This window comes from Pseudocitrobacter faecalis, assembly GCF_965231525.1.
GTDB lineage: Bacteria > Pseudomonadota > Gammaproteobacteria > Enterobacterales > Enterobacteriaceae > Pseudocitrobacter > Pseudocitrobacter faecalis.
Genome location: NZ_CBDDNJ010000002.1, coordinates 3,502,208 through 3,526,761, shown reverse-complemented (window position 1 = coordinate 3,526,761; position 24,554 = coordinate 3,502,208). Strand labels below are relative to the sequence as shown.

The window sequence follows — 24,554 nt, the reverse complement described above, 5'->3', positions numbered from 1 at the left end:
GAGTTAGTTAGGAAGAACGCATAATAACGATGGCGATGAAAAAGTTGCTTATAGCGTCGCTGCTGTTTAGCAGCGCGACCGTATACGGTGCTGACGGGTTCGTAGTGAAGGACATTCATTTCGAAGGCTTGCAGCGAGTCGCTGTTGGTGCGGCCCTCCTCAGTATGCCAGTACGTCCTGGTGATACCATAACTGATGACGATATCAGTAATACCATTCGCGCACTGTTTGCCACTGGCAACTTTGAGGACGTTCGCGTTCTGAGAGACGGCGATACGTTACTGGTTCAGGTCAAAGAGCGTCCAACGATTGCCAGCATCACCTTCTCCGGCAACAAGTCGGTGAAAGATGACATGCTGAAGCAGAACCTTGAAGCATCAGGCGTTCGGGTTGGTGAATCTCTTGACCGCACCACCCTTTCGGATATCGAAAAAGGGCTCGAAGACTTCTACTACAGCGTGGGTAAATACAGCGCAAGCGTTAAAGCCGTTGTCACCCCGCTGCCACGTAACCGTGTCGATCTGAAACTGGTCTTCCAGGAAGGCGTCTCCGCGCAAATCCAGCAGATCAACATCGTGGGCAACCACGCGTTCAGTACGGAAGATCTCATCTCAAACTTCCAGTTACGTGATGAAGTGCCATGGTGGAACGTCGTCGGCGATCGTAAATATCAGAAACAGAAACTGGCGGGCGATCTTGAAACCCTGCGCAGCTACTATCTGGATCGCGGTTACGCACGTTTCAACATCGACTCCACGCAGGTGAGCCTGACGCCAGATAAAAAAGGCATCTACATCACCGTTAACGTGACGGAAGGCGATCAATACAAACTCGATAGCGTGCAGGTGAGCGGTAACCTTGCTGGTCACTCCGCTGAAATCGAAGCGCTGACCAAAATCGAGCCGGGCGAGCTGTATAACGGCACCAAAGTGACCAAAATGGAAGATGACATTAAAAAGCTTCTGGGTCGCTATGGTTACGCTTATCCGCGCGTTCAGTCTCAGCCGGAAATCAACGATGCGGATAAAACCGTTAAGCTGCATGTGAACGTTGACGCGGGTAACCGTTTCTACGTGCGCAAAATCCGCTTTGAAGGTAACGACACCTCCAAAGATGCCGTTCTGCGTCGCGAAATGCGTCAGATGGAAGGGGCATGGCTGGGTAGCGATCTCGTTGACCAGGGTAAAGAGCGTCTGAACCGTCTGGGTTACTTCGAAACCGTCGATACCGACACCCAACGCGTACCGGGCAGCCCGGACCAGGTGGATGTGGTTTACAAGGTGAAAGAGCGTAACACCGGTAGCTTCAACTTCGGTATCGGTTACGGTACGGAAAGCGGCGTCAGCTTCCAGGTTGGCGTACAGCAGGATAACTGGTTAGGTACGGGCTACTCCGTGGGTATCAACGGCACCAAGAACGACTACCAGACTTATTCTGAGTTTTCTGTGACCAACCCGTACTTTACGGTCGATGGCGTGAGCCTCGGCGGTCGTATCTTCTACAATGACTTTAAAGCGGATGATGCAGACCTCTCCTCCTATACCAACAAAAGTTATGGTGTAGATGGCACGCTGGGCTTCCCGATCAACGAATACAACACGCTGCGTGCAGGTCTGGGCTATGTGCATAACGACCTGTCTAACATGCAGCCGCAGGTAGCGATGAACCGTTATCTGGATTCCATTGGTCAGAATGCCAGCAAAACGTCTGATGATAATAACTTCTCGGCGGATGACTTCACCTTCAACTATGGTTGGACGTATAACAAACTGGACCGCGGTTACTTCCCGACGGACGGTTCGCGCGTTAACCTGAACGGTAAGGTCACCATTCCGGGCTCTGATAACGAGTTCTATAAAGTCACGCTGGATACCGCGTCCTACTTCCCAATTGATGACGACCACAAATGGGTTGTTCTGGGTCGTACACGTTGGGGTTACGGTGATGGCCTGGGCGGTAAAGAACTGCCGTTCTATGAAAACTTCTATGCCGGTGGTTCCAGCACCGTACGTGGCTTCCAGTCGAACAACATCGGTCCTAAGGCGGCTTACTATGGCCCGGGCACCGATAACTGTGAAACCACCAAAGACGGTAAACCTGGTATCTGTAATTCAGATGATGCAGTCGGCGGGAACGCCATGGCTGTTGCCAGCATGGAACTGATTGTACCTACGCCGTTCGTGAGTGATAAATACGCGAACTCAATCCGTACGTCCGTCTTCTGGGATGCGGGTACCGTGTGGGATACAAACTGGAAAGACACTGCAGAGACGCGTGCCGCGGGGATCCCTGATTACAGCGATCCAAGCAACATCCGTATGTCTGCGGGTATCGCATTACAATGGATGTCCCCATTGGGGCCGTTGGTCTTCTCCTACGCCCAGCCGTTCAAGAAATACGATGGAGACAAAGCCGAGCAGTTCCAGTTTAACATTGGTAAAACCTGGTAATTGCTCACTTGCAAAGGAATGCAGTGCAGTGTAGTGACGCTGTATAGGCATAGCGTTAAGTGGCCTTCGGGCCACACAAAAAACGGTACCTTCGGGTACGCATGGGATGGTAAGGAGTTTTATTGTGAAAAAGTGGTTAGTAGCTGCAGGTTTAGGTTTAGCAATGGCTGCGTCTGCTCAGGCAGCAGATAAAATCGCAATTGTTAACATGGGCAACCTGTTCCAACAAGTTGCACAGAAAACCGGTGTTTCCAGCACGCTGGAAAATGAGTTCAAAGGCCGTGCCAGCGAACTCCAGCGTATGGAAGGCGACCTGCAGTCTAAAATGCAGCGTCTGCAGTCCATGAAAGCCGGTTCAGACCGCACCAAGCTGGAAAAAGACATCACTTCTCAGCGTCAGACTTTCGCACAGAAAGCTCAGGCATTTGAGCAGGATCGCCAGCGTCGTACCAACGAAGAGCGCGGCAAACTGGTTACCCGTATCCAGACTGCTGTGAAATCTGTTGCAAATAGCCAGAGCATCGACCTGGTTGTTGACGCTAACGCCGTTGCATTCAACAGCAGCGATGTGAAAGACATCACCGCTGATGTACTGAAACAGGTTAAATAAGTAATGCCTTCAATTCGACTGGCTGATCTCGCGCAGCAGTTGGATGCGGAATTACACGGTGATGGCGATATCGTCATCACCGCTGTCGCGTCCATGCAATCCGCGACCACAGGCCATATTACGTTCATGGTGAATCCTAAATACCGTGAGCACCTGGCCGCTTGCCAGGCCTCTGCCGTCGTCATGACCGCAGACGATCTTCCTTTTGCCAACAGCGCGGCGCTGGTAGTGAAAAATCCCTACCTGACTTACGCCCGTATGGCCCAAATTTTAGATACTACGCCGCAACCGGCGCAGGATATCGCTCCCAGCGCAGTCATTGACTCTACGGCGACGCTTGGCAAAAACGTCTCTATCGGCGCGAACGCGGTGATTGAATCTGATGTCGTGCTTGGCGATAACGTGGTGATTGGCGCTGGCTGTTTCGTCGGTAAAAAGACGAAAATCGGCGCAGGTTCACGTCTGTGGGCAAACGTAAGCATTTACCACGACATCGAGATCGGTGAGAATTGCCTTATCCAGTCCAGCACCGTGATCGGCGCGGATGGGTTTGGTTATGCCAACGATCGCGGTAACTGGGTTAAGATCCCACAATTAGGTCGCGTGATTATTGGCGACCGCGTGGAGATCGGTGCCTGTACCACCATTGACCGTGGCGCACTTGACGATACGGTGATCGGCAACGGTGTTATCATTGATAACCAGTGCCAGATTGCACATAACGTGGTGATTGGCGACAATACCGCCGTCGCCGGTGGCGTCATTATGGCCGGCAGCCTGAAAATTGGCCGTTACTGCATGATTGGCGGTGCCAGCGTCATTAATGGTCACATGGAAATTTGCGACAAGGTCACAGTAACCGGCATGGGCATGGTGATGCGCCCGATTACTGAGCCTGGCGTCTATTCTTCTGGTATTCCGCTTCAGCCGAATAAGGCGTGGCGTAAGACAGCAGCACTGGTGATGAATATTGATGATATGAGCAAGCGTCTGAAGGCTATAGAGCGCAAGATCAATCAACAAGACTAAACAGTCACCCACATTGGATTGTCGCCGAATTTATTGGGCTAAGCCCTGTGATGACGGAGCGACATTTATCGGCCTGTCGGCTTTCTGAAAATCCGGCAGGCCGTGTTATTATTGCCATTCAGTATATTTTGACAGGAAGAGTATTTTGACTACCGACACTCATACTCTGCACATTGAAGAGATTTTAGAGCTTCTGCCGCACCGTTACCCGTTCTTACTGGTTGATCGCGTGCTGGATTTTGAAGAAGGTCGTTTTCTGCGCGCAGTGAAAAACATTTCCGTAAATGAGCCGTTTTTCCAGGGGCACTTCCCTGGTAAGCCGATTTTACCTGGCGTGCTGATTCTGGAAGCGATGGCGCAGGCGACCGGTATTCTGGCGTTCAAAAGCGTGGGTAAACTGGAACCAGGCGAACTTTACTACTTCGCAGGTATCGACGAAGCGCGCTTCAAGCGCCCGGTGGTGCCTGGCGATCAGATGATTATGGAAGTCACCTTCGAGAAAACCCGTCGCGGCCTGACTCGCTTTAAAGGCGTTGCGCTGGTTGACGGCAAGGTTGTTTGCGAAGCGACTATGATGTGTGCGCGTAGCCGGGAGGCCTGATCCGTGATTGATAAAACCGCCTTTATCCATCCTACCGCCATTGTTGAAGACGGTGCCGTAATCGGTGCTAACGTTCACATTGGCCCGTTTTGTATTGTGGGGTCCAACGTCGAAATCGGCGAAGGTACCGTACTGAAGTCTCACGTTGTTGTTAACGGCATTACCAAAATTGGCCGTGATAACGAGATTTATCAGTTCGCCTCCATCGGTGAAGTGAACCAGGATCTGAAATACGCTGGGGAACCGACTCGCGTGGAGATTGGCGATCGCAACCGCATTCGCGAAAGCGTCACCATTCATCGTGGCACAGTACAGGGCGGTGGATTGACGAAGGTGGGTAGCGATAACCTGCTGATGATCAACGCGCACGTCGCGCATGATTGCCAGCTTGGCGATCGCTGTATCCTTGCCAACAACGCCACGTTGGCAGGCCACGTAACGCTCGACGACTATGTGATTATCGGCGGTATGACTGCAGTCCATCAGTTCTGCATTATTGGTGCACACGTGATGGTTGGCGGTTGTTCCGGCGTTGCGCAGGACGTTCCACCGTTCGTGATCGCGCAGGGCAACCATGCCACGCCGTTTGGGGTGAACATCGAAGGTCTGAAACGTCGCGGCTTTAGCCGTGAAGCGATTACTGCTATCCGTAATGCGTACAAAGCCTTGTACCGTAACGGTAAAACGCTGGATGAAGCGAAAGTAGAAATCGCTGAACTGGCTGAGCAGTATCCGGAAGTTAAAGCGTTCACGGAATTCTTCGCGCGTTCAACTCGCGGTTTGATTCGTTAATGACTGAGCAGCGTCCATTAACGATTGCCCTGGTCGCCGGAGAAACTTCCGGCGATATTCTTGGCGCTGGCCTGATCCGTGCCCTCAAGGCGCGGGTTCCCAATGCGCGGTTTGTCGGCGTTGCCGGCCCGCGTATGCAGGCAGAAGGCTGTGAAGCCTGGTATGAAATGGAAGAGCTGGCGGTGATGGGGATTGTCGAAGTCCTCGGACGTTTGCGTCGTCTGTTACATATTCGAGCCGATCTCACAAAGCGTTTTACTGACCTGCAACCCGATGTTTTCGTCGGCATTGATGCCCCAGATTTCAACATCACTCTTGAGGGGAACCTGAAGAAGCAGGGCATTAAAACCATTCACTATGTCAGCCCGTCCGTCTGGGCCTGGCGACAGAAACGCGTTTTCAAAATAGGCAGAGCCACCGATCTGGTGCTCGCATTTCTGCCTTTCGAAAAAGCGTTTTACGACAAATTTAATGTTCCCTGCCGCTTTATTGGCCACACCATGGCCGACGCCATGCCGCTGGATCCCGATAAAAACGCGGCGCGGGATGTGCTGGGTATTCCACATGATGCGCACTGTCTGGCCCTGCTGCCGGGTAGTCGTGGCGCGGAAGTGGAAATGCTCAGCGCTGATTTTCTGAAAACGGCGCAAATTCTGCGTCATCACTATCCGGATCTGGAAGTGGTGGTCCCGCTGGTGAATGCCAAACGCCGTGAACAGTTCGAACGTATTAAAGCCGAGATTGCGCCGGATCTGCATGTTCACCTGCTGGATGGCATGGGGCGTGAAGCGATGGTTGCCAGCGATGCGGCACTGCTGGCCTCAGGCACGGCGGCACTGGAATGCATGTTGGCAAAGTGCCCGATGGTGGTGGGTTATCGCATGAAACCGTTCACTTTCTGGCTCGCGGAAAGACTGGTTAAGACGGATTATGTGTCGCTGCCTAACCTGCTCGCCGGACGCGAACTGGTCAAAGAGCTGTTGCAGGATGAATGCCAACCGCAAGCGCTTGCCGATGCGTTGTTGCCGCTATTGGCGAATGGTAAAACCAGCCACGCGATGCACGACACTTTCCGCGAACTGCATATGCAAATCCGCTGTAATGCCGATGAGCAGGCAGCTGACGCGGTTCTGGAGTTAGCACGATGATTGAATTTGTTTATCCGCACACACACTTAGTGGCTGGTGTGGATGAAGTTGGCCGTGGCCCGTTGGTCGGCGCTGTGGTGACTGCGGCGGTGATCCTCGATCCCGCTCGCCCGATTGTAGGGCTGAATGATTCCAAAAAGCTGAGCGAAAAGCGCCGACTGGCGCTGTTTGATGAAATCAAAGAGAAAGCGCTCTGCTGGAGTCTGGGGCGCGCAGAACCCCATGAAATCGACGAACTGAACATTTTGCATGCCACGATGCTGGCGATGCAGCGCGCCGTTGCGGGCTTGAGCATCGCGCCGGAATATGTGCTGATAGATGGTAACCGTTGCCCTGCATTACCGATGCCCTCAATGGCGGTGGTGAAGGGGGACAGCCGCGTGGCGGAAATTAGCGCCGCGTCTATCATCGCGAAAGTGACGCGCGACGCCGAAATGGCTGCCCTTGATGGTATATTTCCGCAGTACGGCTTTGCCCAGCATAAAGGCTACCCAACCGCTTTCCATCTGGAAAAGCTGGCAGAATACGGTGCCACCGAGCACCACCGACGCAGTTTTGGCCCGGTCAAACGGGCGCTGGGTCTGGTATCCTGACTCTATCTACGCCCTCAGTAAGCAACGCGGGATCTAACAATGGCTGAACCACGTTTCGTACACCTTCGGGTGCACAGTGACTACTCCATGATCGATGGCCTGGCGAAAACGGCGCCGCTGGTGAAAAAGGCGGCGGCGTTAGGCCAGCCGGCACTGGCGATCACCGATTTCACCAACCTCTGTGGTCTGGTGAAGTTTTATGGTGCAGGCCATGGTGCGGGGATCAAACCGATCGTCGGTGCCGATTTCCATGTGCAGTGCGATCTGCTTGGCGATGAACTGACACAGCTCACCGTGCTGGCCGCCAATAATACGGGCTACCAGAACCTGACGCTGCTGATATCGCGCGCCTATCAGCGTGGCTATGGCGCTGCTGGCCCGTGGATCGATCGCGACTGGTTAGTCGAACTGAAAGAGGGGCTGATCCTGCTCTCCGGTGGTCGCATGGGCGACGTCGGGCGCTGCCTGCTGCGTGGCAATACGCAACTGGTGGAAGAGTGTGTTTCATTCTATGAAGAACACTTTCCGAACTGCTACTTCCTCGAACTTATTCGTACCGGTCGGCCGGATGAAGAACCTTATTTGCATGCTGCCGTTGCGCTGGCGGAAGCACGCGGTCTGCCAGTCGTTGCAACCAATGATGTCCGTTTCCTGGAAAGCGGTGACTTTGACGCCCACGAAATTCGCGTTGCCATCCACGATGGCTTTACGCTTGATGATCCGAAACGTCCGCGCAATTATTCGCCGCAGCAGTATATGCGCAGCGAAGAGGAGATGTGCGAGCTGTTTGCCGACATCCCGGAAGCGCTCGAAAATACCGTCGAAATAGCTAAACGTTGTAACGTCACGGTACGTCTGGGTGAATACTTCCTGCCGCAATTCCCGACCGGGAATATGAGCACCGAAGACTTCCTGATCGCTAAATCACATGAAGGCCTGGAAGAGCGTCTGGCGTTTCTGTTTCCGGATGAAGAAGAGCGTAAAAAGCGTCGGCCTCCGTATGACGAGCGTCTGGAAACGGAACTCAAAGTTATTAACCAGATGGGCTTCCCCGGTTACTTCTTGATCGTAATGGAATTTATCCAGTGGTCAAAAGATAACGGTGTGCCGGTTGGGCCAGGGCGTGGTTCCGGTGCGGGTTCTCTGGTGGCGTACGCGCTGAAAATTACCGACCTCGACCCGCTGGAATTTGACCTGCTGTTCGAACGTTTCCTTAACCCGGAACGTGTCTCAATGCCTGACTTCGACGTTGACTTCTGTATGGAGAAACGCGATCGGGTTATCGATCACGTAGCGGAGATGTACGGTCGTGACGCGGTATCGCAGATCATCACCTTCGGTACGATGGCGGCAAAAGCGGTTATTCGCGACGTAGGTCGCGTGCTCGGTCATCCCTACGGCTTCGTCGATCGCATTTCAAAACTGGTGCCACCCGATCCCGGGATGACGCTGGCGAAAGCCTTCGAAGCGGAACCTCAACTGCCGGAAATCTACGAAGCGGACGAGGAGGTCAGAGCGCTGATCGACATGGCGCGCAAGCTGGAAGGTGTTACCCGAAACGCCGGTAAGCACGCCGGTGGTGTGGTGATCTCGCCGACAAAAATCACCGATTTTGCGCCACTTTACTGTGATGAAGCGGGTCAGCACCCGGTTACCCAGTTCGATAAAAGTGACGTCGAATATGCGGGGCTGGTGAAGTTTGACTTCCTGGGGTTGCGAACCCTGACCATCATCAACTGGGCGCTGGAGATGATCAACGCCCGCCGCGAGAAAAATGGCGAGCCGCCGCTGGATATCGCCGCCATCCCGCTGGATGACAAAAAAAGCTTCGACATGCTGCAACGCTCGGAAACCACAGCGGTATTCCAGCTTGAATCGCGCGGCATGAAAGACCTGATTAAACGTCTGCAACCTGACTGCTTCGAAGATATGATTGCTCTCGTGGCCCTGTTCCGTCCGGGCCCGTTGCAATCCGGGATGGTAGATAACTTTATCGACCGTAAGCACGGTCGCGAAGAAATTTCCTATCCGGACGTTCAGTGGCAGCACGAATGCCTGAAACCGGTACTGGAGCCGACCTACGGCATTATCCTGTACCAGGAACAGGTGATGCAGATTGCCCAGGAGCTGTCCGGCTATACCCTCGGCGGCGCGGATATGCTGCGTCGTGCGATGGGTAAGAAAAAGCCCGAAGAGATGGCCAAGCAGCGCGGCGCGTTCGAAGAAGGTGCGAAAAAACGCGGTGTTGATGGCGAACTGGCGATGAAAATCTTTGACCTGGTGGAGAAATTCGCCGGTTACGGGTTTAACAAATCGCACTCCGCCGCCTATGCGCTGGTCTCCTACCAAACGCTTTGGCTAAAAGCGCACTATCCGGCAGAGTTTATGGCAGCGGTAATGACCGCGGATATGGACAACACCGAGAAGGTGGTCGGGCTGGTGGATGAGTGCTGGCGAATGGGGCTAAAAATCCTGCCGCCTGATATTAACTCCGGTTTATATCATTTCCACGTTAATGATGACGGGGAAATCGTGTATGGTATCGGCGCGATTAAAGGCGTGGGTGAAGGGCCGATTGAGGCTATCATCGAGGCGCGTAACAACGGCGGCTATTTCCGCGAACTGTTCGACCTGTGCGCGCGTACAGATACTAAAAAACTGAATCGTCGCGTGCTGGAAAAACTGATCATGTCCGGCGCGTTCGACCGGCTTGGCCCGCACCGTGCGGCGTTGATGAACTCGCTTGGCGATGCGCTGAAAGCCGCGGATCAACACGCGAAAGCGGAAGCTATCGGGCAGGCCGATATGTTTGGCGTGCTGGCGGAAGAGCCGGAACAGATTGAACAATCCTACGCCAACTGCCTGCCGTGGCCGGAACAGGTGGTGCTGGATGGTGAACGGGAAACGTTGGGTCTGTACCTGACGGGGCACCCGATAAACCAGTATTTAAAAGAAATTGAGCGCTATGTCGGAGGCTACAGGCTAAAAGACATGCATCCGACAGAACGTGGTAAAGTGACCACGGCTGCGGGGCTCGTCATTGCCGCGCGGGTAATGGTCACCAAGCGCGGCAATCGTATCGGCATCTGCACGCTGGATGACCGTTCCGGACGTCTCGAAGTGATGTTGTTTACCGAGGCGCTGGATAAATACCAGCATTTGCTGGAAAAAGACCGCATACTTATCGTCAGCGGACAGGTCAGCTTTGATGACTTCAGCGGCGGGCTTAAAATGATGGCCCGCGAAGTTATGGATATTGACGAAGCCCGGGAAAAATATGCTCGCGGGCTTGCTATCTCGCTGACGGACAGGCAAATTGATGACCAGCTTTTAAACCGACTCCGTCAGTCTCTGGAACCCCACCGCTCTGGGACAATTCCAGTACATCTCTACTATCAGAGGGCGGATGCACGTGCGCGATTGCGTTTCGGCGCAACGTGGCGTGTCTCTCCGAGCGATCGTTTACTCAACGATCTGCGTGGCCTTATTGGTTCGGAGCAGGTGGAACTGGAGTTTGACTAATACAGGAATACTATGAGTCTGAATTTCCTTGATTTTGAACAGCCGATCGCAGAGCTGGAAGCGAAAATCGATTCTCTGACTGCGGTTAGCCGTCAGGATGAGAAACTGGATATTAACATCGACGAGGAAGTGCATCGTCTGCGCGAAAAAAGCGTAGAGCTGACGCGCAAAATCTTTGCCGATCTCGGCGCATGGCAGGTAGCCCAACTGGCGCGCCATCCGCAGCGCCCGTACACCCTGGATTATGTCCGCCTGGCGTTTGATGAATTTGACGAACTGGCCGGCGACCGCGCTTATGCTGACGATAAAGCTATCGTGGGTGGGATCGCGCGTCTGGATGGACGTCCGGTGATGATCATTGGTCATCAGAAAGGCCGTGAAACCAAAGAGAAAATCCGTCGCAATTTCGGTATGCCAGCACCAGAAGGTTACCGTAAAGCCCTGCGTCTGATGGAGATGGCTGAGCGCTTCAAAATGCCTGTCATCACTTTCATCGACACTCCGGGGGCCTACCCGGGCGTGGGTGCGGAAGAGCGTGGTCAGTCTGAAGCAATTGCTCGCAACCTGCGTGAAATGTCACGTCTGAGCGTGCCGGTTATCTGTACCGTTATCGGTGAAGGTGGCTCCGGCGGCGCGCTGGCGATTGGCGTGGGTGATAAAGTGAATATGCTCCAGTACAGCACCTATTCGGTTATTTCGCCGGAAGGCTGTGCGTCTATTCTGTGGAAAAGCGCGGATAAAGCTCCGCTGGCCGCAGAAGCGATGGGCATCATTGCTCCGCGTCTGAAAGAGCTGAAGCTGATTGACTCTATCATTCCAGAACCGCTGGGTGGCGCCCACCGTAACCCGGAAGCAATGGCGGCATCGCTGAAAGCACAACTGCTGGAAGACCTGGCCGATCTCGATGTGCTGAGTACCGATGACCTTAAAAATCGTCGCTATCAGCGTCTGATGAGTTACGGCTACGCGTAAGCGTTCTTAAGATATTTGCTAAAAAGGGTCACATTGCGTGACCCTTTTTTTTATCTGCGATTCAGCTGGGCTATCATTAGCTAACATTTCCAGGAGGAGCGCATGAATATAATCGCCATAATGGGGCCGCACGGCGTCTACTACAAAGACGAGCCCATCAAGGAGCTGGAAAGCGCGCTACTCGCGCAGGGCTTCAAAATCATCTGGCCGCAAAACAGCGCTGACCTGCTGAAATTTATTGAGCATAACCCGCGTATCTGTGGCGTTATTTTCGACTGGGACGAATACAACGTTGACCTGTGTAGCGAGATCAATCAGCTAAACGAATATCTCCCCCTCTACGCCTTTATTAACACCCATTCGACGATGGACGTAAGCGTCCACGATTTGCGGATGGCGCTGTGGTTCTTTGAATATGCGCTGGGGCAGTCTGGTGATATCGCCACTCGCATCCGCCAGTACACGGATGAGTATCTGGATAACATTACGCCGCCGTTCACCAAAGCGTTGTTTACCTATGTTAACGAAGGTAAGTACACCTTCTGCACGCCAGGGCATATGGCGGGAACGGCGTATCAAAAAAGCCCGATTGGCTGCTTGTTCTATGACTTTTTTGGCGCTAATACGCTGAAGGCGGATGTCTCGATTTCCGTGACCGAGCTGGGTTCGCTGCTCGATCACACCGGCCCGCATCTGGAAGCGGAAGAGTATATTGCCCGTACCTTTGGCGCTGAACAGAGCTACATGGTGACCAACGGCACCTCGACGTCGAACAAAATTGTCGGCATGTACGCTGCGCCCGCGGGCAGTACGCTGTTGATTGACCGTAACTGCCATAAATCGCTCGCGCATTTGCTGATGATGAGCGATGTGGTGCCGCTGTGGCTGAAGCCGACCCGTAACGCGCTCGGTATTCTCGGCGGTATCCCTCGTCATGAATTTACCCGCGACAGCCTGCAACAGAAAGTTGATGCGACTAAAAATGCACAGTGGCCGGTACATGCGGTGATCACCAATTCCACCTACGATGGCCTTCTGTATAACACCAACTGGATCAAGCAAACGCTGGATGTGCCGTCAATTCATTTCGACTCTGCATGGGTACCGTATACTCACTTCCACCCGATTTATCAGGGCAAAAGCGGCATGAGCGGCGAGCGCGTACCGGGGAAAGTGTTCTTCGAAACGCAGTCGACGCATAAAATGCTGGCCGCACTGTCACAGGCTTCGCTTATTCACATCAAAGGCGACTACGATGAAGATACCTTCAACGAAGCTTTTATGATGCACACCTCGACATCGCCGAGTTACCCGATTGTCGCCTCGATTGAAACGGCGGCGGCGATGCTGCGCGGCAATCCAGGCAAGCGCCTGATTACCCGTTCAGTCGAGCGTGCGCTGCATTTCCGCAAAGAGGTTCAGCGACTGCGTGAAGAGTCGGACAGCTGGTTCTTTGACATCTGGCAGCCGGAGGAGATTGATGAAGCGGAATGCTGGCCAGTTTCGCCTGGCGCGGACTGGCATGGTTTTACCGACGCCGACAGTGACCATATGTTCCTCGACCCGGTCAAAGTGACCATCCTGACGCCGGGTATGGATGAGCAGGGTAACATGAGCGACGAAGGTATTCCTGCGGCGCTGGTGGCGAAATATCTCGATGAACACGGCGTGGTAGTGGAGAAAACCGGGCCCTATAATCTGCTATTCCTCTTCAGTATCGGTATCGATAAAACCCGTGCGATGGGCCTGCTACGCGGGCTGACGGAGTTCAAACGCGCCTACGATCTTAATCTGCGGGTAAAAAACATGCTGCCGGATCTCTACGCGGAAGATCCGGATTTCTACCGGAATATGCGCATACAGGATCTGGCACAGGGGATCCATAAACTGATCCGCCAGCACGATCTGCCGCGCTTGATGCTGCGCGCGTTCGACGTGCTGCCCGAAATGAAAATGACGCCGCATCAGGCATGGCAACGTCAGATCAAAGGCGATGTTGAAACGGTGGCGCTGGAAGAGGTGGTGGGGCGCGTTTCGGCCAATATGATCCTGCCTTATCCGCCGGGCGTGCCTTTGCTGATGCCGGGTGAGATGATCACCGAAGAGAGCCGCTCGGTGCTCGATTTCCTGCTGATGCTATGTTCTGTTGGACGTCACTATCCGGGCTTCGAGACGGATATACACGGCGCGAAGTGTGATGAGAACGGTGTTTACCGGGTTCGAGTCTTAAAAAATGGCGAAGGGGTTGCGCATTAAGCCCTGGCACAGGTAACGTGCTGAAAACGATAAAGGAGAATAAGAATGCTGGGTTTAAAACAGATTCACCATATTGCCATTATTGCGACCGATTACGCGAAGAGTAAGGCATTCTACTGCGACATTCTGGGGTTTACTCTGCAGAGCGAGTTTTATCGCGAAGAGCGCGATTCCTGGAAGGGCGATCTGGCGCTGAACGGGCAGTATGTGATTGAGCTGTTTTCATTTCCGTTCCCGCCCGCGCGTCCAAGCCGCCCGGAGGCCTGTGGACTGCGTCATCTGGCCTTCAGCGTTGAGGATATTGATGCGGCGGTCGCGCATTTGCAGACGCACGGCGTAACGTGCGAAGCGATTCGTGTTGATCCCTTTACGAATAAACGCTTTACCTTTTTTAATGACCCCGACGGCCTGCCGCTGGAACTGTATCAGCAGTAGGGCTTGCAACTCTGAGCCCGGCCCGGTAACGTGCCGGGCCAATCCTGGCCTTCTAATGACAACATCATGACGACGCCTGCATTTACTTTATCCCTTGAGCCTCACCGCCAGTTTCTGGTGGCCTTCAGCGGTGGCCTGGACTCCACGGTATTGCTGCATCAACTGGTATGCTGGCGGCAGGAAAATCCATCCGTCATGCTACGGGCAATCCATATTCACCACGGCCTGAGCCAGCACGCGGATGCCTGGGTTGCGCATTGCCAGCAGCAATGCACTGCGTGGAACGTCCCGTTACAGGTTGTGCGCGTGACGCTGGCCCAGGATGGGCTGGGGATTGAAGCGCAGGCCCGGCAGGCGCGGTATCAGGCGTTCAGTGAGGCGTTGCATGCAGGTGAGGCGTTGGTCACGGCGCAGCATCTGGACGATCAATGTGAAACCTTCCTGCTGGCGCTCAAGCGCGGAAGCGGCCCGGCGGGACTTTCCGCCATGCCTGCCCGCATGCCGTTTGCGAAGGGGCTTCTGCTTCGCCCTTTGCTGAATGCATCGCGCGCTTCACTGCTGGCGTGGGCGCAAGCGCACCAGCTCTCGTGGATTGAAGATGAGAGCAATCAGGACGATGCCTACGACCGGAATTTCCTGCGTCTGCGCGTTGTACCTGTGCTAAGCGAGCGCTGGCCTCATTTTGCGCAAGCCACTGCCCGCAGCGCGGCGCTTTGTGCCGAACAGGAGCAACTGCTGGATGAGCTGCTGGCCGGGGAACTGACCCGCCTGGTGACACCGGAAGGCGCGCTGAATCTGCCGCCGATGCTGGCCATGAGTGCCCCTAGGCGTGCCGCGCTGATACGCCGTTGGCTGGCGTTGCATCATGCCGCTATGCCATCGCGCGATATGCTGACGCGTATCTGGGAGGAAATTGTCGAAGCGCGAGAGGATGCGGCCCCGTGTCTGCGTCATGGCGATCATGAAATTCGTCGCTACCAGCAACAACTTTGGTGGGTAAAAACGATTGTATCGCCGGGGGATAAAACGTTTCTTTGGCCTGATATTATCCAGTGCCTGAATTTACCCGTCGGAAGTGTCCGTTTGGCCTCAGGCGGCGACATCCGTCCCCCTTATGAAAATGAAACTGTTTCTATCCGCTTTAAAGCCCCAGGCACGCTGCATATAGTGGGACGAAACGGGGGGCGCAAGCTGAAGAAAATCTGGCAGGAACTGGGCGTCCCGCCGTGGCAGCGCGACACCACGCCGCTGCTGTTTTATAACGATGTGTTGATAGCAGCGGCGGGGCGGTTTGTGACGCAGGATGGGGCGATAACGCCAGGAACTGGTTTACAGCTGGAATGGAAAAAAACGGGCAGCTAAGCTGCCCGTTGTTTACTCAGGATTCGCTCACCACGACGGTGCCGATTTGCGGATGGCTGAAGCTGGTAATGCGGTCGAGGCGCACTTCGCGGCTCTCTCCGCCGGCTTCAAGTACCAGATACTCTACGTTTTTACGCGAGAGCAGGTCGCTGGCTTTCGCTTGCAGCACTTCGCCATCTTTAAGTTCCAGCGTCAGCACGAGGTGATGCTGGCAGGCGAGCTCGAGATTGTCATAGTCATCACAATTGATAGGTTGATAGGTCTCATTCATTGACATAATCGCTCACCAGTAAGTTTGCCGCCGCATAGGCCGCTTTTTCCCTGATCGACTCTGAAAGGGCGCTATCCGCCGCAACTTCATTCAATACTTTCAGTACACAACCCAGCGCATCCGGGATGTACCCTAAATCTCCGCTGGCAATTTCCGCATAGCGTTGACGAATCAACTCACAATAATTGTCCACATGCCCTCCTGTCAGCATTCTGACTCAACCGTGGATGCAAGTTAAGCCTACGAAGATAAACTCTGTTTAGCAAGGTGACTATATCATACTCATTTAAGCATTATCAGCAGGATGAATGTCGGCTCCTGTAAATCACGACAGCCTTTTACCGTTGATTTCGTTACAATGAGCGCCATTTTTACAGGAGCTACTCTATGGCACTGAAAGCGACAATTTACAAGGCGGTGGTCAATGTGGCTGACATCGACCGCAACCAGTTTCTCGATGCGTCCCTGACGCTCGCACAGCATCCATCCGAAACGCAGGAGCGCATGATGCTGCGCTTGCTGGCGTGGATTAAATATGCCGATGAACGTCTCCAGTTTACTCGTGGCCTGAGCGCCGATGATGAGCCGGAAATCTGGCTGCGTAACGACCATCTGGGCATTGATTTGTGGATTGAACTCGGCCTGCCGGATGAGCGCCGTATTAAGAAAGCGTGCAGCCTGGCGAAGGAAGTGGCGCTGTTCACCTATAACAGCCGCGCCGCCGAAATCTGGTGGCAACAAAACCAGAGCAAACTGGCGTCATTCGACAAACTGAGCATCTGGTATCTGGATGATGAACAACTGGCGAAGCTCAGCGCCTTTGCCTCGCGCACCATGACGCTTCAGGCCACGTTGCAGGAAGGTGCGATTTGGTTATCGGATGCTCAGAATAATCTGGAAATTCATTTTACGCCGTGGCAGCAACCGGCATGATCGTTCTCTCACGCGCGGTCACTATCCCGGATGAAGAGATAACCATTACCGCTATCCGGGCGCAGGGGGCGGGGGGCCAGCACGTCAATAAGGCATCGACGGCAATCCATTTGCGCTTCGATATCCGCGCTTCCAGCCTGCCGGACTATTATAAAGAGAAGCTGCTGGCAGCCAGTCACCACTTAATTTCTGCCGACGGTGTGTTTATCATTAAAGCGCAGGAGTACCGCAGTCAGGAAATGAATCGCGAAGCGGCGATTGCGCGGCTGATTGCTGTCATTAAGGAATTAACGGCAGAACAAAAAAGTCGGCGTGCAACCCGACCTACGCGCGCATCCAAAGAGCGCAGGCTGAATGCCAAGGCGCAAAAATCGAATGTAAAAACATTGCGTGGCAAGGTGAATTACTAACGACTGCGGACGTAATAAGAAATCTAAGAGGGATTTGATGGTGAAAAAAGCAATATTGTCGATAGCTGCCGCCGGTATGCTGTTTGCACTGTTTGGGTGTAACAATCGTGCGGAAGTAGAAACGCTGGCCCCGGCGCAAATGGCTGAGTTGAAACCAATGCAACAAAGCTGGCGTGGCATTTTGCCTTGCGCCGATTGCGAAGGGATCGAAACTTCGCTGTTCCTTGCCAAAGACGGTACCTGGGTAATGAATGAACGCTATCAGGGCGTGACGAAAGAGCCGTCGTCGTTTGCCAGCTATGGTACCTGGGCGCGTACCGCCGGGAAGTTGGTTTTAACCGACAGTAAAGGCGAGAAGTCCTGGTATCGGGTGAAAGGGGATAACCTGGAAATGCTCGATCAGGAAGGTAATCCGATTGAGTCCACGCTCAACTATACGCTGGCACCAGTGAAGGCGAGCCTGCCGACGACGCCAATGGCGATGCGCGGGATGTATTTCTACATGGCGGATGCGGCAATCTTTACCGATTGCGCGACCGGCAAACAGATGGCGGTCGCCAGCAATGCGCAATTAGAACGTGATTACGCAGTCGCGCGCGGCACGGAAACCAAACCGGTGCTGCTGGTGGTGGAAGGGCACTTCACGCTGGAAGCCAACCCGGATACGGGCGAAATGGTGAAAACGTTACAACCGGACAGCAATACGAAGTTTATTCCGGGGAAAGATTGTAACTGATCCGGCCTGTAGGTCGGGTAAGTGCAGCACCACCCGACAAAAAAGCCTCGCGATTGCGAGGCTTTTTCATATCCCAACCCGACTTAGCCTTTGATGGCTTTCACCAGGAAATCGACGATATCGCCGGTTTTAATCAGCTGTTTCTCGCCGCTACGACGGTATTTGTATTCGATGTCGTCGTTGTCGAGGTTACGGTCGCCCAGCACGATGGTGTGCGGAATACCGATCAGTTCCATATCTGCGAACATCACGCCCGGACGCTCTTTACGGTCGTCCATCAGCACTTCGATACCCTGAGCACGCAGCTCTGCGTACAGCTTCTCAGCCAGTTCCTGCACGCGGTAGGATTTGTGCATGTTCATTGGCAGAATCGCCACCTGGAACGGAGCGATTGCTTCTGGCCACAGAATGCCACGATCGTCATAGTTTTGCTCAATAGCAGCGGCAACCACACGGGTAACCCCAATACCATAGCAACCCATGGTCAGGATCTGGTTACGGCCATCTTCGCCCTGTACAGAGGCTTTCATCGCTTCCGAGTACTTGGTACCCAACTGGAAGATGTGGCCGACTTCGATACCACGTTTAATCAACAGCGTACCTTTACCGTCCGGGCTCGGGTCGCCGGCAACCACGTTACGGATATCCGCAACTTCAGGCGTCGCGACATCGCGATCCCAGTTGATACCGAAGTAGTGTTTACCGTCGATGTTTGCGCCAGCGCCAAAGTCGCTCATCACAGCAACGGTGCGGTCAATAACCATCGGAATCGGCATGTTTACCGGGCCGAGAGAACCAGGGCCTGCTTTTACCACCGCGCGAATTTCTTCTTCGGTCGCGAAAGTCAGCGGGCTGGCAACCTGCGCCAGTTTTTCAGCTTTGACTTCGTTCAGCTCGTGGTCACCGCGTACCAGCAGCGCAACCAGCGGAGATTTGCTGCCTTCCGCCGCTTTCACCAGCAGTGTTTTGACGGTTTTTTCGATCGGCAGATTAAACTGCTCAACCAGCTCAGCGATGGTTTTTGCGTTCGGCGTATCAACCAGCGTCATTTCCTGAGTCGCAGCGGCGCGCGGTTCTTTCGGCGCAACGGCTTCGGCAAATTCGATGTTAGCGGCGTAATCAGATGAGTCAGAGAAGATCACGTCATCTTCGCCACTCTGTGCCAGCACCTGGAATTCGTGGGACGCGCTACCGCCGATAGAACCGGTATCAGCCTGCACAGCACGGAAATCCAGACCCATACGGCTGAAGATTTTGCTGTAAGCGGCGTACATGGCGTCGTAGGTTTCCTGCAGGGATTCCTGAGAAGTATGGAAAGAGTAGGCATCTTTCATCAGGAATTCACGGGAACGCATCACACCGAAACGCGGGCGAACTTCGTCACGGAATTTCGTCTGGATCTGGTAGAAGTTCAGCGGCAACTGTTTGTAAGAGCTGAGTTCATTGCGAATCAGGTCGGTGATGACTTCTTCGTGAGTTGGGCCGAGTACGAACGGACGATCGCCACGGTCTGCAATACGCAGCAGTTCCGGGCCATACTGTTCCCAACGACCACTCTCTTGCCATAGTTCAGATGGCTGAACTACCGGCATTAACACCTCGATAGCACCGGCGTTGTTCATCTCTTCACGCACGATGTTTTCGACTTTTTTCAGGACGCGCACGCCGGTCGGCAGCCAGGTGTATAACCCGGAGGCCAGCTTGCGGATCATCCCGGCGCGCAGCATCAGCTGGTGGCTGATAACCTCGGCGTCGGCAGGTGTCTCCTTCAGAGTGGAGAGCAGGTATTGGCTAGTACGCATGTTGTTACGGTTCCAGTTGGACGATCGAACAGGCTCAAATCAAGCCTGATGCAAAAAAAAAGTGATTTAGTTTACCAGCGAGAAGGGGATGTCAAAAGAGAGTGTAGTGAATTTACCTGGCCTCCAGCGCAAAGACTTCAAAGCCTGCGGGCGTTACGCGCCAGCGCACGTTGAAATCAAGTAGCCAAACGGCGTAAGTTTTCCCTTCTTCTTCATTTTTACGGTAGGCCGGACGCGGGTCTTGTGACAGCACTTCACGGATAAACTGCTGTAGCCGTGGATACCGTTTTTCCAGCAATAAAATCTGCTGCTGGACTTCGGTGGTAAACGCGATGTCGACAGCGGCCTGTGGCGCGTCCTGCGCATAGCTGGCGTTAGCCTCAGGCAGGGCTTCAGCAAACGGCAGATAGGGTTTGATATCCACCACCGGTGTGCCATCCACTAAATCCAGGCTACCCAGTTCCAGAATCACCTGGTCTTTGTGGGTGCGGATCCCTCGCAGTTCAACCAGCGACATGCCGATGGGATTCGGACGAAAGGTCGAACGCGTAGCGAAGACGCCCATGCGGGCATTGCCGCCCAGACGAGGAGGACGAACCGTGGGGCGCCAGCCGCCTTCCATCGTCTGATGGAAAACAAACAGCACCCACAAATGGCTGAACCCTTCCAGGCCGCGAACGGTATCGGCCTGGTTATAAGGCGCAATCAAGTGAAGTTCGCCGCCGCCGCTTTTCACGAGCCCTGGCTGGCGCGGCACAGCAAACTTCTCTTTATACGGTGAGCGGATAACACCTATCTGCTCGAACTGAAAGGTGCTCATTTCGCCGAGACGTTAAGCGCCGAACCGATACATACGGCTTGACGATAGCAGCCTGGCGTACCGCTGGTGACTTCGCAACTGTGCAGCAGAACCGCGTTCGCTTTCATTTTAGAGGCGTTGATCTGCATACGCTTGCGGGCAGTCGGGATATTTGGCGGAGAGTCCTGATTGGTTGCCTGGCAGGAATCGCCGGAGACTTCACCTAAATCGCGGAAAGGTTTACCGACCAAATCTTCCGCCTTGGTGTAGATTCTCACCGGCGTCGCGCGGACAGGTTTTGGTTTTACGGTTTCCGTTTTAGGCGTAGACGCGGTGCTTTGAACAGGTTCAACGGGAGATCTGTTTAGCATCGAACAGCCGCCTAACATCAGTGCTATTAAACAGATCGGTAAAGCACGCATAGTATTTCCTCGAATTATGATAGACCAGCGCTTATTGAATCAGGTGCTTGCAGAAATGACAAGACGGGCATGCGCCCGTCCTGAAAGATAGTGCTTAGCGAGGCTAACTTACCAGCCTTTTACCGCGCCACCGTTGAAGACTTTGTTGGCCGCTTCGTACACTTCGTCAGACTGGTAAGCCTGTACGAATTTTTTCACGTTTTCCGCGTCTTTGTTGTCTTCGCGAGTCACGATCAGGTTTACGTACGGGGAGTCTTTATCTTCAACAAAGATGCCGTCTTTCGCCGGGGTCAGACCAATCTGGCTGGCATAAGTGGTGTTGATGACCGCCAGCGCGATTTGCGCGTCATCCAGAGAACGCGGCAGCTGCGGCGCTTCCAGTTCAACGATCTTCAGATTTTTCGGGTTCTCGGTGATATCCAGAACGGTTGGCAGCAGGCCAATGCCGTCTTTCAGTTTGATCAGACCCACTTTTTGCAACAGCAGCAGGGTACGACCAAGGTTGGTTGGATCGTTAGGCACGGCAACCTGTGAACCCGGCTGCAGTTCATCCAGTGATTTGATTTTTTTCGAATAGCCCGCGATCGGGTAAACGAAAGTGGAGCCTACAGAAACCAGTTTGTAGCCGCGGTCTTTGATCTGCTGATCCAGATACGGTTTGTGCTGGAAGGCGTTTGCATCGATGTCGCCTTTGCTCAGCGCTTCATTAGGCAGTACGTAGTCGTTGAAGGTCACCAGTTCTACGTCCAGGCCGTATTTCTCTTTCGCTACTTTCTGGGCAACTTCAGCAACCTGCTGTTCCGCGCCGACAATCACGCCGACTTTGATGTGGTTGGGATCTTTCTCGTCCTGACCGCAACCCGCCAGTGCCAGAGTACCGATCAGAGCGCCGACCGCCGCAAAAGTTTTAAACTTAAACGCCATGTTATTTCCTTAACTCTTCGAGTTGTGTTGTCTATTACGTTATTTATGAGTCACAGTCCGAACGATGCGATCGCCAGATAGCTGAATTAAATAAACCAGAACGACCAGTAATACCAGTACTGTATTCATTACCGTCGCGTTATAACCGATATACCCGTACTGATAGCCAATCTGACCCAAACCACCTGCGCCAACGGCACCGCCCATCGCGGAATAGCCAACCAGCGTAATCAGGGTGATGGTGGCTGCATTCACCAGACCCGGCAGCGCTTCCGGCAGCAGGACTTTACGGACGATCTGCATCGGGGTGGCACCCATTGCGCGGGAGGCTTCAATCAGCCCGGTAGGGATTTCCAGCAGGGCGTTTTCCACCATACGGGCGATAAACGGTGCTGCACCGACGGTCAGGGGAACGATCGCAGCCTGCAAACCGATTGACGTTCCGACGATCACGCGGGTAAATGGAATCATCCATACCAGTAAGATAATAAAAGGAATAGAGCGGAAAATATTCACCAGTGCCGACAGAATGCGATACAGCTTGGCATTCTCAATAATTTGCCCCGGACGCGTAACGTAAAGCAGCACGCCCGCCGGTAAGCCAATTACAAAACCGAAAAAGCCGGACACAAAGGTCATCGCCAGCGTTTCCCAGACGCCACGCGCCAGTAACCACATCATTGGCTCAGACATAACCCAGTACCTCTACTTTTACATGGTGTTGTTGCAGCCAGGCAATGGCGGCTTGTGTATCGTTTTGTTCGCCGTGCATTTCGGTCAGCATGATGCCGAACTTCACGCCACCGGCATAATCCATCTGCGCGCTAATAATGTTGTTGTTAACGTTGAAGCGACGCGCGGTCTCGGAGAGCAGCGGCGCATCAACGGATTGACCGGTGAATTCCAGACGTAGCATCGGTACGCTGTCGGCGAATGGTTCGGCTTTGAGGCGCGCCTGATAGTCATCCGGGATGTCCAGATGCAGCGTAGACTGAATAAACTGTTGTGCCAGCGGGGTTTTCGGATGGGAGAAAACTTCGCTCACCGTATCCTGTTCAATCAGCTCACCGTTGCTGATGACGGCCACACAATCGCAGATACGTTTCACTACATCCATTTCGTGGGTGATGAGCAGGATCGTCAACCCAAGACGGCGGTTAATGTCTTTCAGCAGTTCGAGAATCGAACGGGTGGTTGCCGGGTCCAGCGCGCTGGTGGCTTCATCGCAAAGGAGTACTTTCGGGTTGCTTGCCAGTGCGCGCGCAATCGCAACGCGCTGTTTCTGACCACCGGAGAGATTTGCCGGGTAGCTGTCGTGTTTATCGCCAAGACCGACCAGATCCAGCAACTCCGTGACGCGACGTGTCACTTCCTCTTTCGGGGTGTTGTCCAGCTCCAGCGGTAATGCCACGTTACCAAAAACGGTACGGGAAGAGAGCAGGTTAAAATGCTGGAAGATCATACCAATTTGACGGCGTGCTTTGGTCAGCTCGCCCTCGGAAAGTGCAGTCAGCTCCTGCCCACCCACTTCAACGCTTCCCTGGGTTGGACGCTCAAGCAGGTTTACGCAGCGAATCAGCGTGCTTTTACCCGCGCCGGATGCGCCAATGACGCCGTAAATCTGCCCGGCAGGAACATGCAGGCTAACGTTGTTCAACGCCTGTATGGTGCGGTTCCCCTGCTGGAACACTTTGGTGATATTCGAAAGTTTAATCATTAGACTATTTATTATCGCTTATAGGTTTGCCGTGGCATTTTCTTCTGCCAGAAACGGTCGATAGCCGTCAACTGAACGGATGTTAAGGCATCCAGACGTCTAAATCAATCCGGCTTTGTACGATCAGCACTTTATTGCCCGTCGAAACATGAGATACTAACGTCACACGCCTTATTCAGGAGCAACACGGTGGCAAAGTCTGTACCCGCTATTTTTCTCGATCGTGATGGCACGATTAATGTCGATCATGGTTATGTCCATGAAATAGATGATTTTGAATTTATCGATGGCGTTATTGATGCCATGCGTAAATTAAAAGAGATGGGTTATGCGCTGGTGCTGGTGACTAACCAGTCCGGGATCGCGCGCGGCAAATTTACCGAAGCGCAGTTTGAAACCCTGACCGAGTGGATGGACTGGTCGCTTGCCGATCGCGGCGTTGACCTGGATGGCATCTATTATTGTCCGCACCACCCGCAGGGGACGGTAGAAGAGTATCGCCAGGTGTGTGATTGCCGTAAACCGCATCCGGGTATGTTCAAATCCGCCCAGGAGTATCTGCACATTGATATGGCTTCTTCTTATATGGTGGGCGATAAACTGGAAGACATGCAGGCTGCTGCGGCGGCAAATGTTGGCACCAAGGTTCTGGTTCGCACCGGAAAGCCGGTAACAGAGGAAGCGGAACAGGCGGCAGATATTGTGATTAACAGCCTTGCGGACCTGCCTGCGCTTGTTAAGCCGCATAACTAAGGCCGGTTAAAACGGCT

The 24,554-nt window shown here is 53.7% G+C and carries 24 protein-coding genes; 16 read left to right on the top strand and 8 right to left on the bottom strand.

The window, feature by feature from the left end; translation table 11 throughout:
- Positions 1–29 precede the first annotated feature (29 nt).
- The 12 genes from bamA (at position 30) to tilS (ending at position 15,770) form a co-directional block, all read left to right on the top strand.
- Positions 30–2,450: an outer membrane protein assembly factor BamA gene (gene bamA / locus ACOXYR_RS17275; protein WP_108476964.1), complete on the top strand. Its 2,421-nt coding sequence runs from the start codon at positions 30–32 to the stop codon at positions 2,448–2,450.
- Between the two features lie 124 nt (positions 2,451–2,574).
- Complete coding sequence (gene skp / locus ACOXYR_RS17270; protein ID WP_108476963.1) at positions 2,575–3,060, top strand: molecular chaperone Skp; 486 nt, start codon at positions 2,575–2,577, stop codon at positions 3,058–3,060.
- A gap of 3 nt (positions 3,061–3,063) precedes the next feature.
- A complete protein-coding gene (lpxD, locus tag ACOXYR_RS17265; protein WP_108476962.1) occupies positions 3,064–4,089 on the top strand; it encodes a UDP-3-O-(3-hydroxymyristoyl)glucosamine N-acyltransferase in 1,026 nt (341 codons plus the stop codon).
- 145 nt (positions 4,090–4,234) lie between these two features.
- Positions 4,235–4,690 carry a 3-hydroxyacyl-ACP dehydratase FabZ gene (gene fabZ, locus ACOXYR_RS17260; protein ID WP_015965836.1) on the top strand — a complete coding sequence of 152 codons (456 nt, stop codon included), beginning with the start codon at positions 4,235–4,237 and terminating at the stop codon, positions 4,688–4,690.
- 3 nt (positions 4,691–4,693) lie between these two features.
- The gene (gene lpxA / locus ACOXYR_RS17255; protein WP_108476961.1) at positions 4,694–5,482 is read left to right on the top strand and encodes an acyl-ACP--UDP-N-acetylglucosamine O-acyltransferase; all 789 of its coding nucleotides are present in this window, start codon (positions 4,694–4,696) and stop codon (positions 5,480–5,482) included.
- Positions 5,482–6,630 (top strand): lipid-A-disaccharide synthase, encoded by a 1,149-nt coding sequence (gene lpxB, locus ACOXYR_RS17250; protein ID WP_421356405.1) that lies wholly within the window; start codon positions 5,482–5,484, stop codon positions 6,628–6,630. The genes lpxA and lpxB overlap by 1 nt, the downstream gene beginning before the upstream one ends.
- Positions 6,627–7,223, top strand: a complete 597-nt coding sequence (gene rnhB, locus ACOXYR_RS17245; protein ID WP_108476959.1) for a ribonuclease HII — start codon at positions 6,627–6,629, stop codon at positions 7,221–7,223. Before lpxB ends, rnhB begins: the two co-directional genes overlap by 4 nt.
- A gap of 39 nt (positions 7,224–7,262) precedes the next feature.
- Positions 7,263–10,745 carry a DNA polymerase III subunit alpha gene (gene dnaE, locus ACOXYR_RS17240; RefSeq protein WP_108476958.1) on the top strand — a complete coding sequence of 1,161 codons (3,483 nt, stop codon included), beginning with the start codon at positions 7,263–7,265 and terminating at the stop codon, positions 10,743–10,745.
- 12 nt (positions 10,746–10,757) lie between these two features.
- Positions 10,758–11,717: an acetyl-CoA carboxylase carboxyl transferase subunit alpha gene (gene accA, locus ACOXYR_RS17235; protein WP_108476957.1), complete on the top strand. Its 960-nt coding sequence runs from the start codon at positions 10,758–10,760 to the stop codon at positions 11,715–11,717.
- A gap of 102 nt (positions 11,718–11,819) precedes the next feature.
- Positions 11,820–13,973 (top strand): lysine decarboxylase LdcC, encoded by a 2,154-nt coding sequence (gene ldcC, locus ACOXYR_RS17230; RefSeq protein WP_421356406.1) that lies wholly within the window; start codon positions 11,820–11,822, stop codon positions 13,971–13,973.
- 45 nt (positions 13,974–14,018) lie between these two features.
- Complete coding sequence (locus tag ACOXYR_RS17225; protein ID WP_407732096.1) at positions 14,019–14,408, top strand: VOC family protein; 390 nt, start codon at positions 14,019–14,021, stop codon at positions 14,406–14,408.
- 66 nt (positions 14,409–14,474) lie between these two features.
- Complete coding sequence (tilS, locus tag ACOXYR_RS17220; protein WP_421356407.1) at positions 14,475–15,770, top strand: tRNA lysidine(34) synthetase TilS; 1,296 nt, start codon at positions 14,475–14,477, stop codon at positions 15,768–15,770.
- Between the two features lie 16 nt (positions 15,771–15,786).
- Here the strand turns inward: tilS and rof are convergent, their stop codons facing one another.
- Both rof and ACOXYR_RS17210 read right to left on the bottom strand, forming a co-directional pair.
- Positions 15,787–16,047 carry a Rho-binding antiterminator gene (gene rof / locus ACOXYR_RS17215; protein WP_015965827.1) on the bottom strand — a complete coding sequence of 87 codons (261 nt, stop codon included), beginning with the start codon at positions 16,045–16,047 and terminating at the stop codon, positions 15,787–15,789.
- Positions 16,034–16,234 (bottom strand): YaeP family protein, encoded by a 201-nt coding sequence (locus ACOXYR_RS17210; protein ID WP_015965826.1) that lies wholly within the window; start codon positions 16,232–16,234, stop codon positions 16,034–16,036. The genes rof and ACOXYR_RS17210 overlap by 14 nt, the downstream gene beginning before the upstream one ends.
- 194 nt (positions 16,235–16,428) lie before the next feature.
- Here ACOXYR_RS17210 and ACOXYR_RS17205 point away from each other — a divergent pair, with 194 nt between their 5' ends.
- The 3 genes from ACOXYR_RS17205 to nlpE are packed head-to-tail and all read left to right on the top strand — an operon-like array spanning position 16,429 to position 18,120.
- Entirely contained in the window at positions 16,429–16,974 is a 546-nt protein-coding gene (locus ACOXYR_RS17205; protein ID WP_189623626.1) for a YaeQ family protein, read from the top strand.
- The gene (gene arfB, locus ACOXYR_RS17200) at positions 16,971–17,384 is read left to right on the top strand and encodes an alternative ribosome rescue aminoacyl-tRNA hydrolase ArfB (RefSeq protein WP_108476951.1); all 414 of its coding nucleotides are present in this window, start codon (positions 16,971–16,973) and stop codon (positions 17,382–17,384) included. Before ACOXYR_RS17205 ends, arfB begins: the two co-directional genes overlap by 4 nt.
- 37 nt (positions 17,385–17,421) lie before the next feature.
- A complete protein-coding gene (gene nlpE / locus ACOXYR_RS17195; protein WP_373300326.1) occupies positions 17,422–18,120 on the top strand; it encodes an envelope stress response activation lipoprotein NlpE in 699 nt (232 codons plus the stop codon).
- Positions 18,121–18,203: 83 nt separating this feature from the next.
- On the opposite strand, the gene proS is transcribed toward nlpE, so the two are convergent.
- The 6 genes from proS to metN form a co-directional block, all read right to left on the bottom strand.
- Positions 18,204–19,922 (bottom strand): proline--tRNA ligase, encoded by a 1,719-nt coding sequence (proS, locus tag ACOXYR_RS17190; protein ID WP_189623625.1) that lies wholly within the window; start codon positions 19,920–19,922, stop codon positions 18,204–18,206.
- Between the two features lie 112 nt (positions 19,923–20,034).
- On the bottom strand, positions 20,035–20,742 hold the full coding sequence (tsaA, locus tag ACOXYR_RS17185; RefSeq protein WP_421356408.1) for a tRNA (N6-threonylcarbamoyladenosine(37)-N6)-methyltransferase TrmO: 708 nt from the start codon (positions 20,740–20,742) through the stop codon (positions 20,035–20,037).
- On the bottom strand, positions 20,739–21,143 hold the full coding sequence (gene rcsF / locus ACOXYR_RS17180) for an Rcs stress response system protein RcsF (RefSeq protein ID WP_015965820.1): 405 nt from the start codon (positions 21,141–21,143) through the stop codon (positions 20,739–20,741). The genes tsaA and rcsF overlap by 4 nt, the downstream gene beginning before the upstream one ends.
- Positions 21,144–21,251: 108 nt before the next feature.
- Positions 21,252–22,067 carry a methionine ABC transporter substrate-binding lipoprotein MetQ gene (metQ, locus tag ACOXYR_RS17175; protein ID WP_108476947.1) on the bottom strand — a complete coding sequence of 272 codons (816 nt, stop codon included), beginning with the start codon at positions 22,065–22,067 and terminating at the stop codon, positions 21,252–21,254.
- A 39-nt stretch (positions 22,068–22,106) separates the two neighbouring features.
- Positions 22,107–22,760: a methionine ABC transporter permease MetI gene (locus ACOXYR_RS17170; RefSeq protein ID WP_015965818.1), complete on the bottom strand. Its 654-nt coding sequence runs from the start codon at positions 22,758–22,760 to the stop codon at positions 22,107–22,109.
- Positions 22,753–23,784, bottom strand: coding sequence for a methionine ABC transporter ATP-binding protein MetN (gene metN, locus ACOXYR_RS17165; protein ID WP_421356409.1), 1,032 nt, complete (start codon positions 23,782–23,784; stop codon positions 22,753–22,755). The genes ACOXYR_RS17170 and metN overlap by 8 nt, the downstream gene beginning before the upstream one ends.
- Before the next feature lie 189 nt (positions 23,785–23,973).
- On the opposite strand from metN, the gene gmhB reads away from it, so the two are divergent.
- Positions 23,974–24,537 (top strand): D-glycero-beta-D-manno-heptose 1,7-bisphosphate 7-phosphatase, encoded by a 564-nt coding sequence (gmhB, locus tag ACOXYR_RS17160; protein ID WP_231825318.1) that lies wholly within the window; start codon positions 23,974–23,976, stop codon positions 24,535–24,537.
- Positions 24,538–24,554 lie beyond the last annotated feature (17 nt).

Coding starts and splice junctions, on each gene's coding strand:
- bamA (WP_108476964.1), top strand. CDS start 30: ATGGCGATGAAAAAGTTGCTTATAGCGTCGCTGCTGTTTAGCAGCGCG.
- lpxD (WP_108476962.1), top strand. CDS start 3,064: ATGCCTTCAATTCGACTGGCTGATCTCGCGCAGCAGTTGGATGCGGAA.
- lpxB (WP_421356405.1), top strand. CDS start 5,482: ATGACTGAGCAGCGTCCATTAACGATTGCCCTGGTCGCCGGAGAAACT.
- rnhB (WP_108476959.1), top strand. CDS start 6,627: ATGATTGAATTTGTTTATCCGCACACACACTTAGTGGCTGGTGTGGAT.
- dnaE (WP_108476958.1), top strand. CDS start 7,263: ATGGCTGAACCACGTTTCGTACACCTTCGGGTGCACAGTGACTACTCC.
- accA (WP_108476957.1), top strand. CDS start 10,758: ATGAGTCTGAATTTCCTTGATTTTGAACAGCCGATCGCAGAGCTGGAA.
- ldcC (WP_421356406.1), top strand. CDS start 11,820: ATGAATATAATCGCCATAATGGGGCCGCACGGCGTCTACTACAAAGAC.
- ACOXYR_RS17225 (WP_407732096.1), top strand. CDS start 14,019: ATGCTGGGTTTAAAACAGATTCACCATATTGCCATTATTGCGACCGAT.
- tilS (WP_421356407.1), top strand. CDS start 14,475: ATGACGACGCCTGCATTTACTTTATCCCTTGAGCCTCACCGCCAGTTT.
- rof (WP_015965827.1), bottom strand. CDS start 16,047: ATGTCAATGAATGAGACCTATCAACCTATCAATTGTGATGACTATGAC.
- ACOXYR_RS17205 (WP_189623626.1), top strand. CDS start 16,429: ATGGCACTGAAAGCGACAATTTACAAGGCGGTGGTCAATGTGGCTGAC.
- arfB (WP_108476951.1), top strand. CDS start 16,971: ATGATCGTTCTCTCACGCGCGGTCACTATCCCGGATGAAGAGATAACC.
- nlpE (WP_373300326.1), top strand. CDS start 17,422: ATGGTGAAAAAAGCAATATTGTCGATAGCTGCCGCCGGTATGCTGTTT.
- proS (WP_189623625.1), bottom strand. CDS start 19,922: ATGCGTACTAGCCAATACCTGCTCTCCACTCTGAAGGAGACACCTGCC.
- tsaA (WP_421356408.1), bottom strand. CDS start 20,742: ATGAGCACCTTTCAGTTCGAGCAGATAGGTGTTATCCGCTCACCGTAT.
- rcsF (WP_015965820.1), bottom strand. CDS start 21,143: ATGCGTGCTTTACCGATCTGTTTAATAGCACTGATGTTAGGCGGCTGT.
- metQ (WP_108476947.1), bottom strand. CDS start 22,067: ATGGCGTTTAAGTTTAAAACTTTTGCGGCGGTCGGCGCTCTGATCGGT.
- ACOXYR_RS17170 (WP_015965818.1), bottom strand. CDS start 22,760: ATGTCTGAGCCAATGATGTGGTTACTGGCGCGTGGCGTCTGGGAAACG.
- metN (WP_421356409.1), bottom strand. CDS start 23,784: ATGATTAAACTTTCGAATATCACCAAAGTGTTCCAGCAGGGGAACCGC.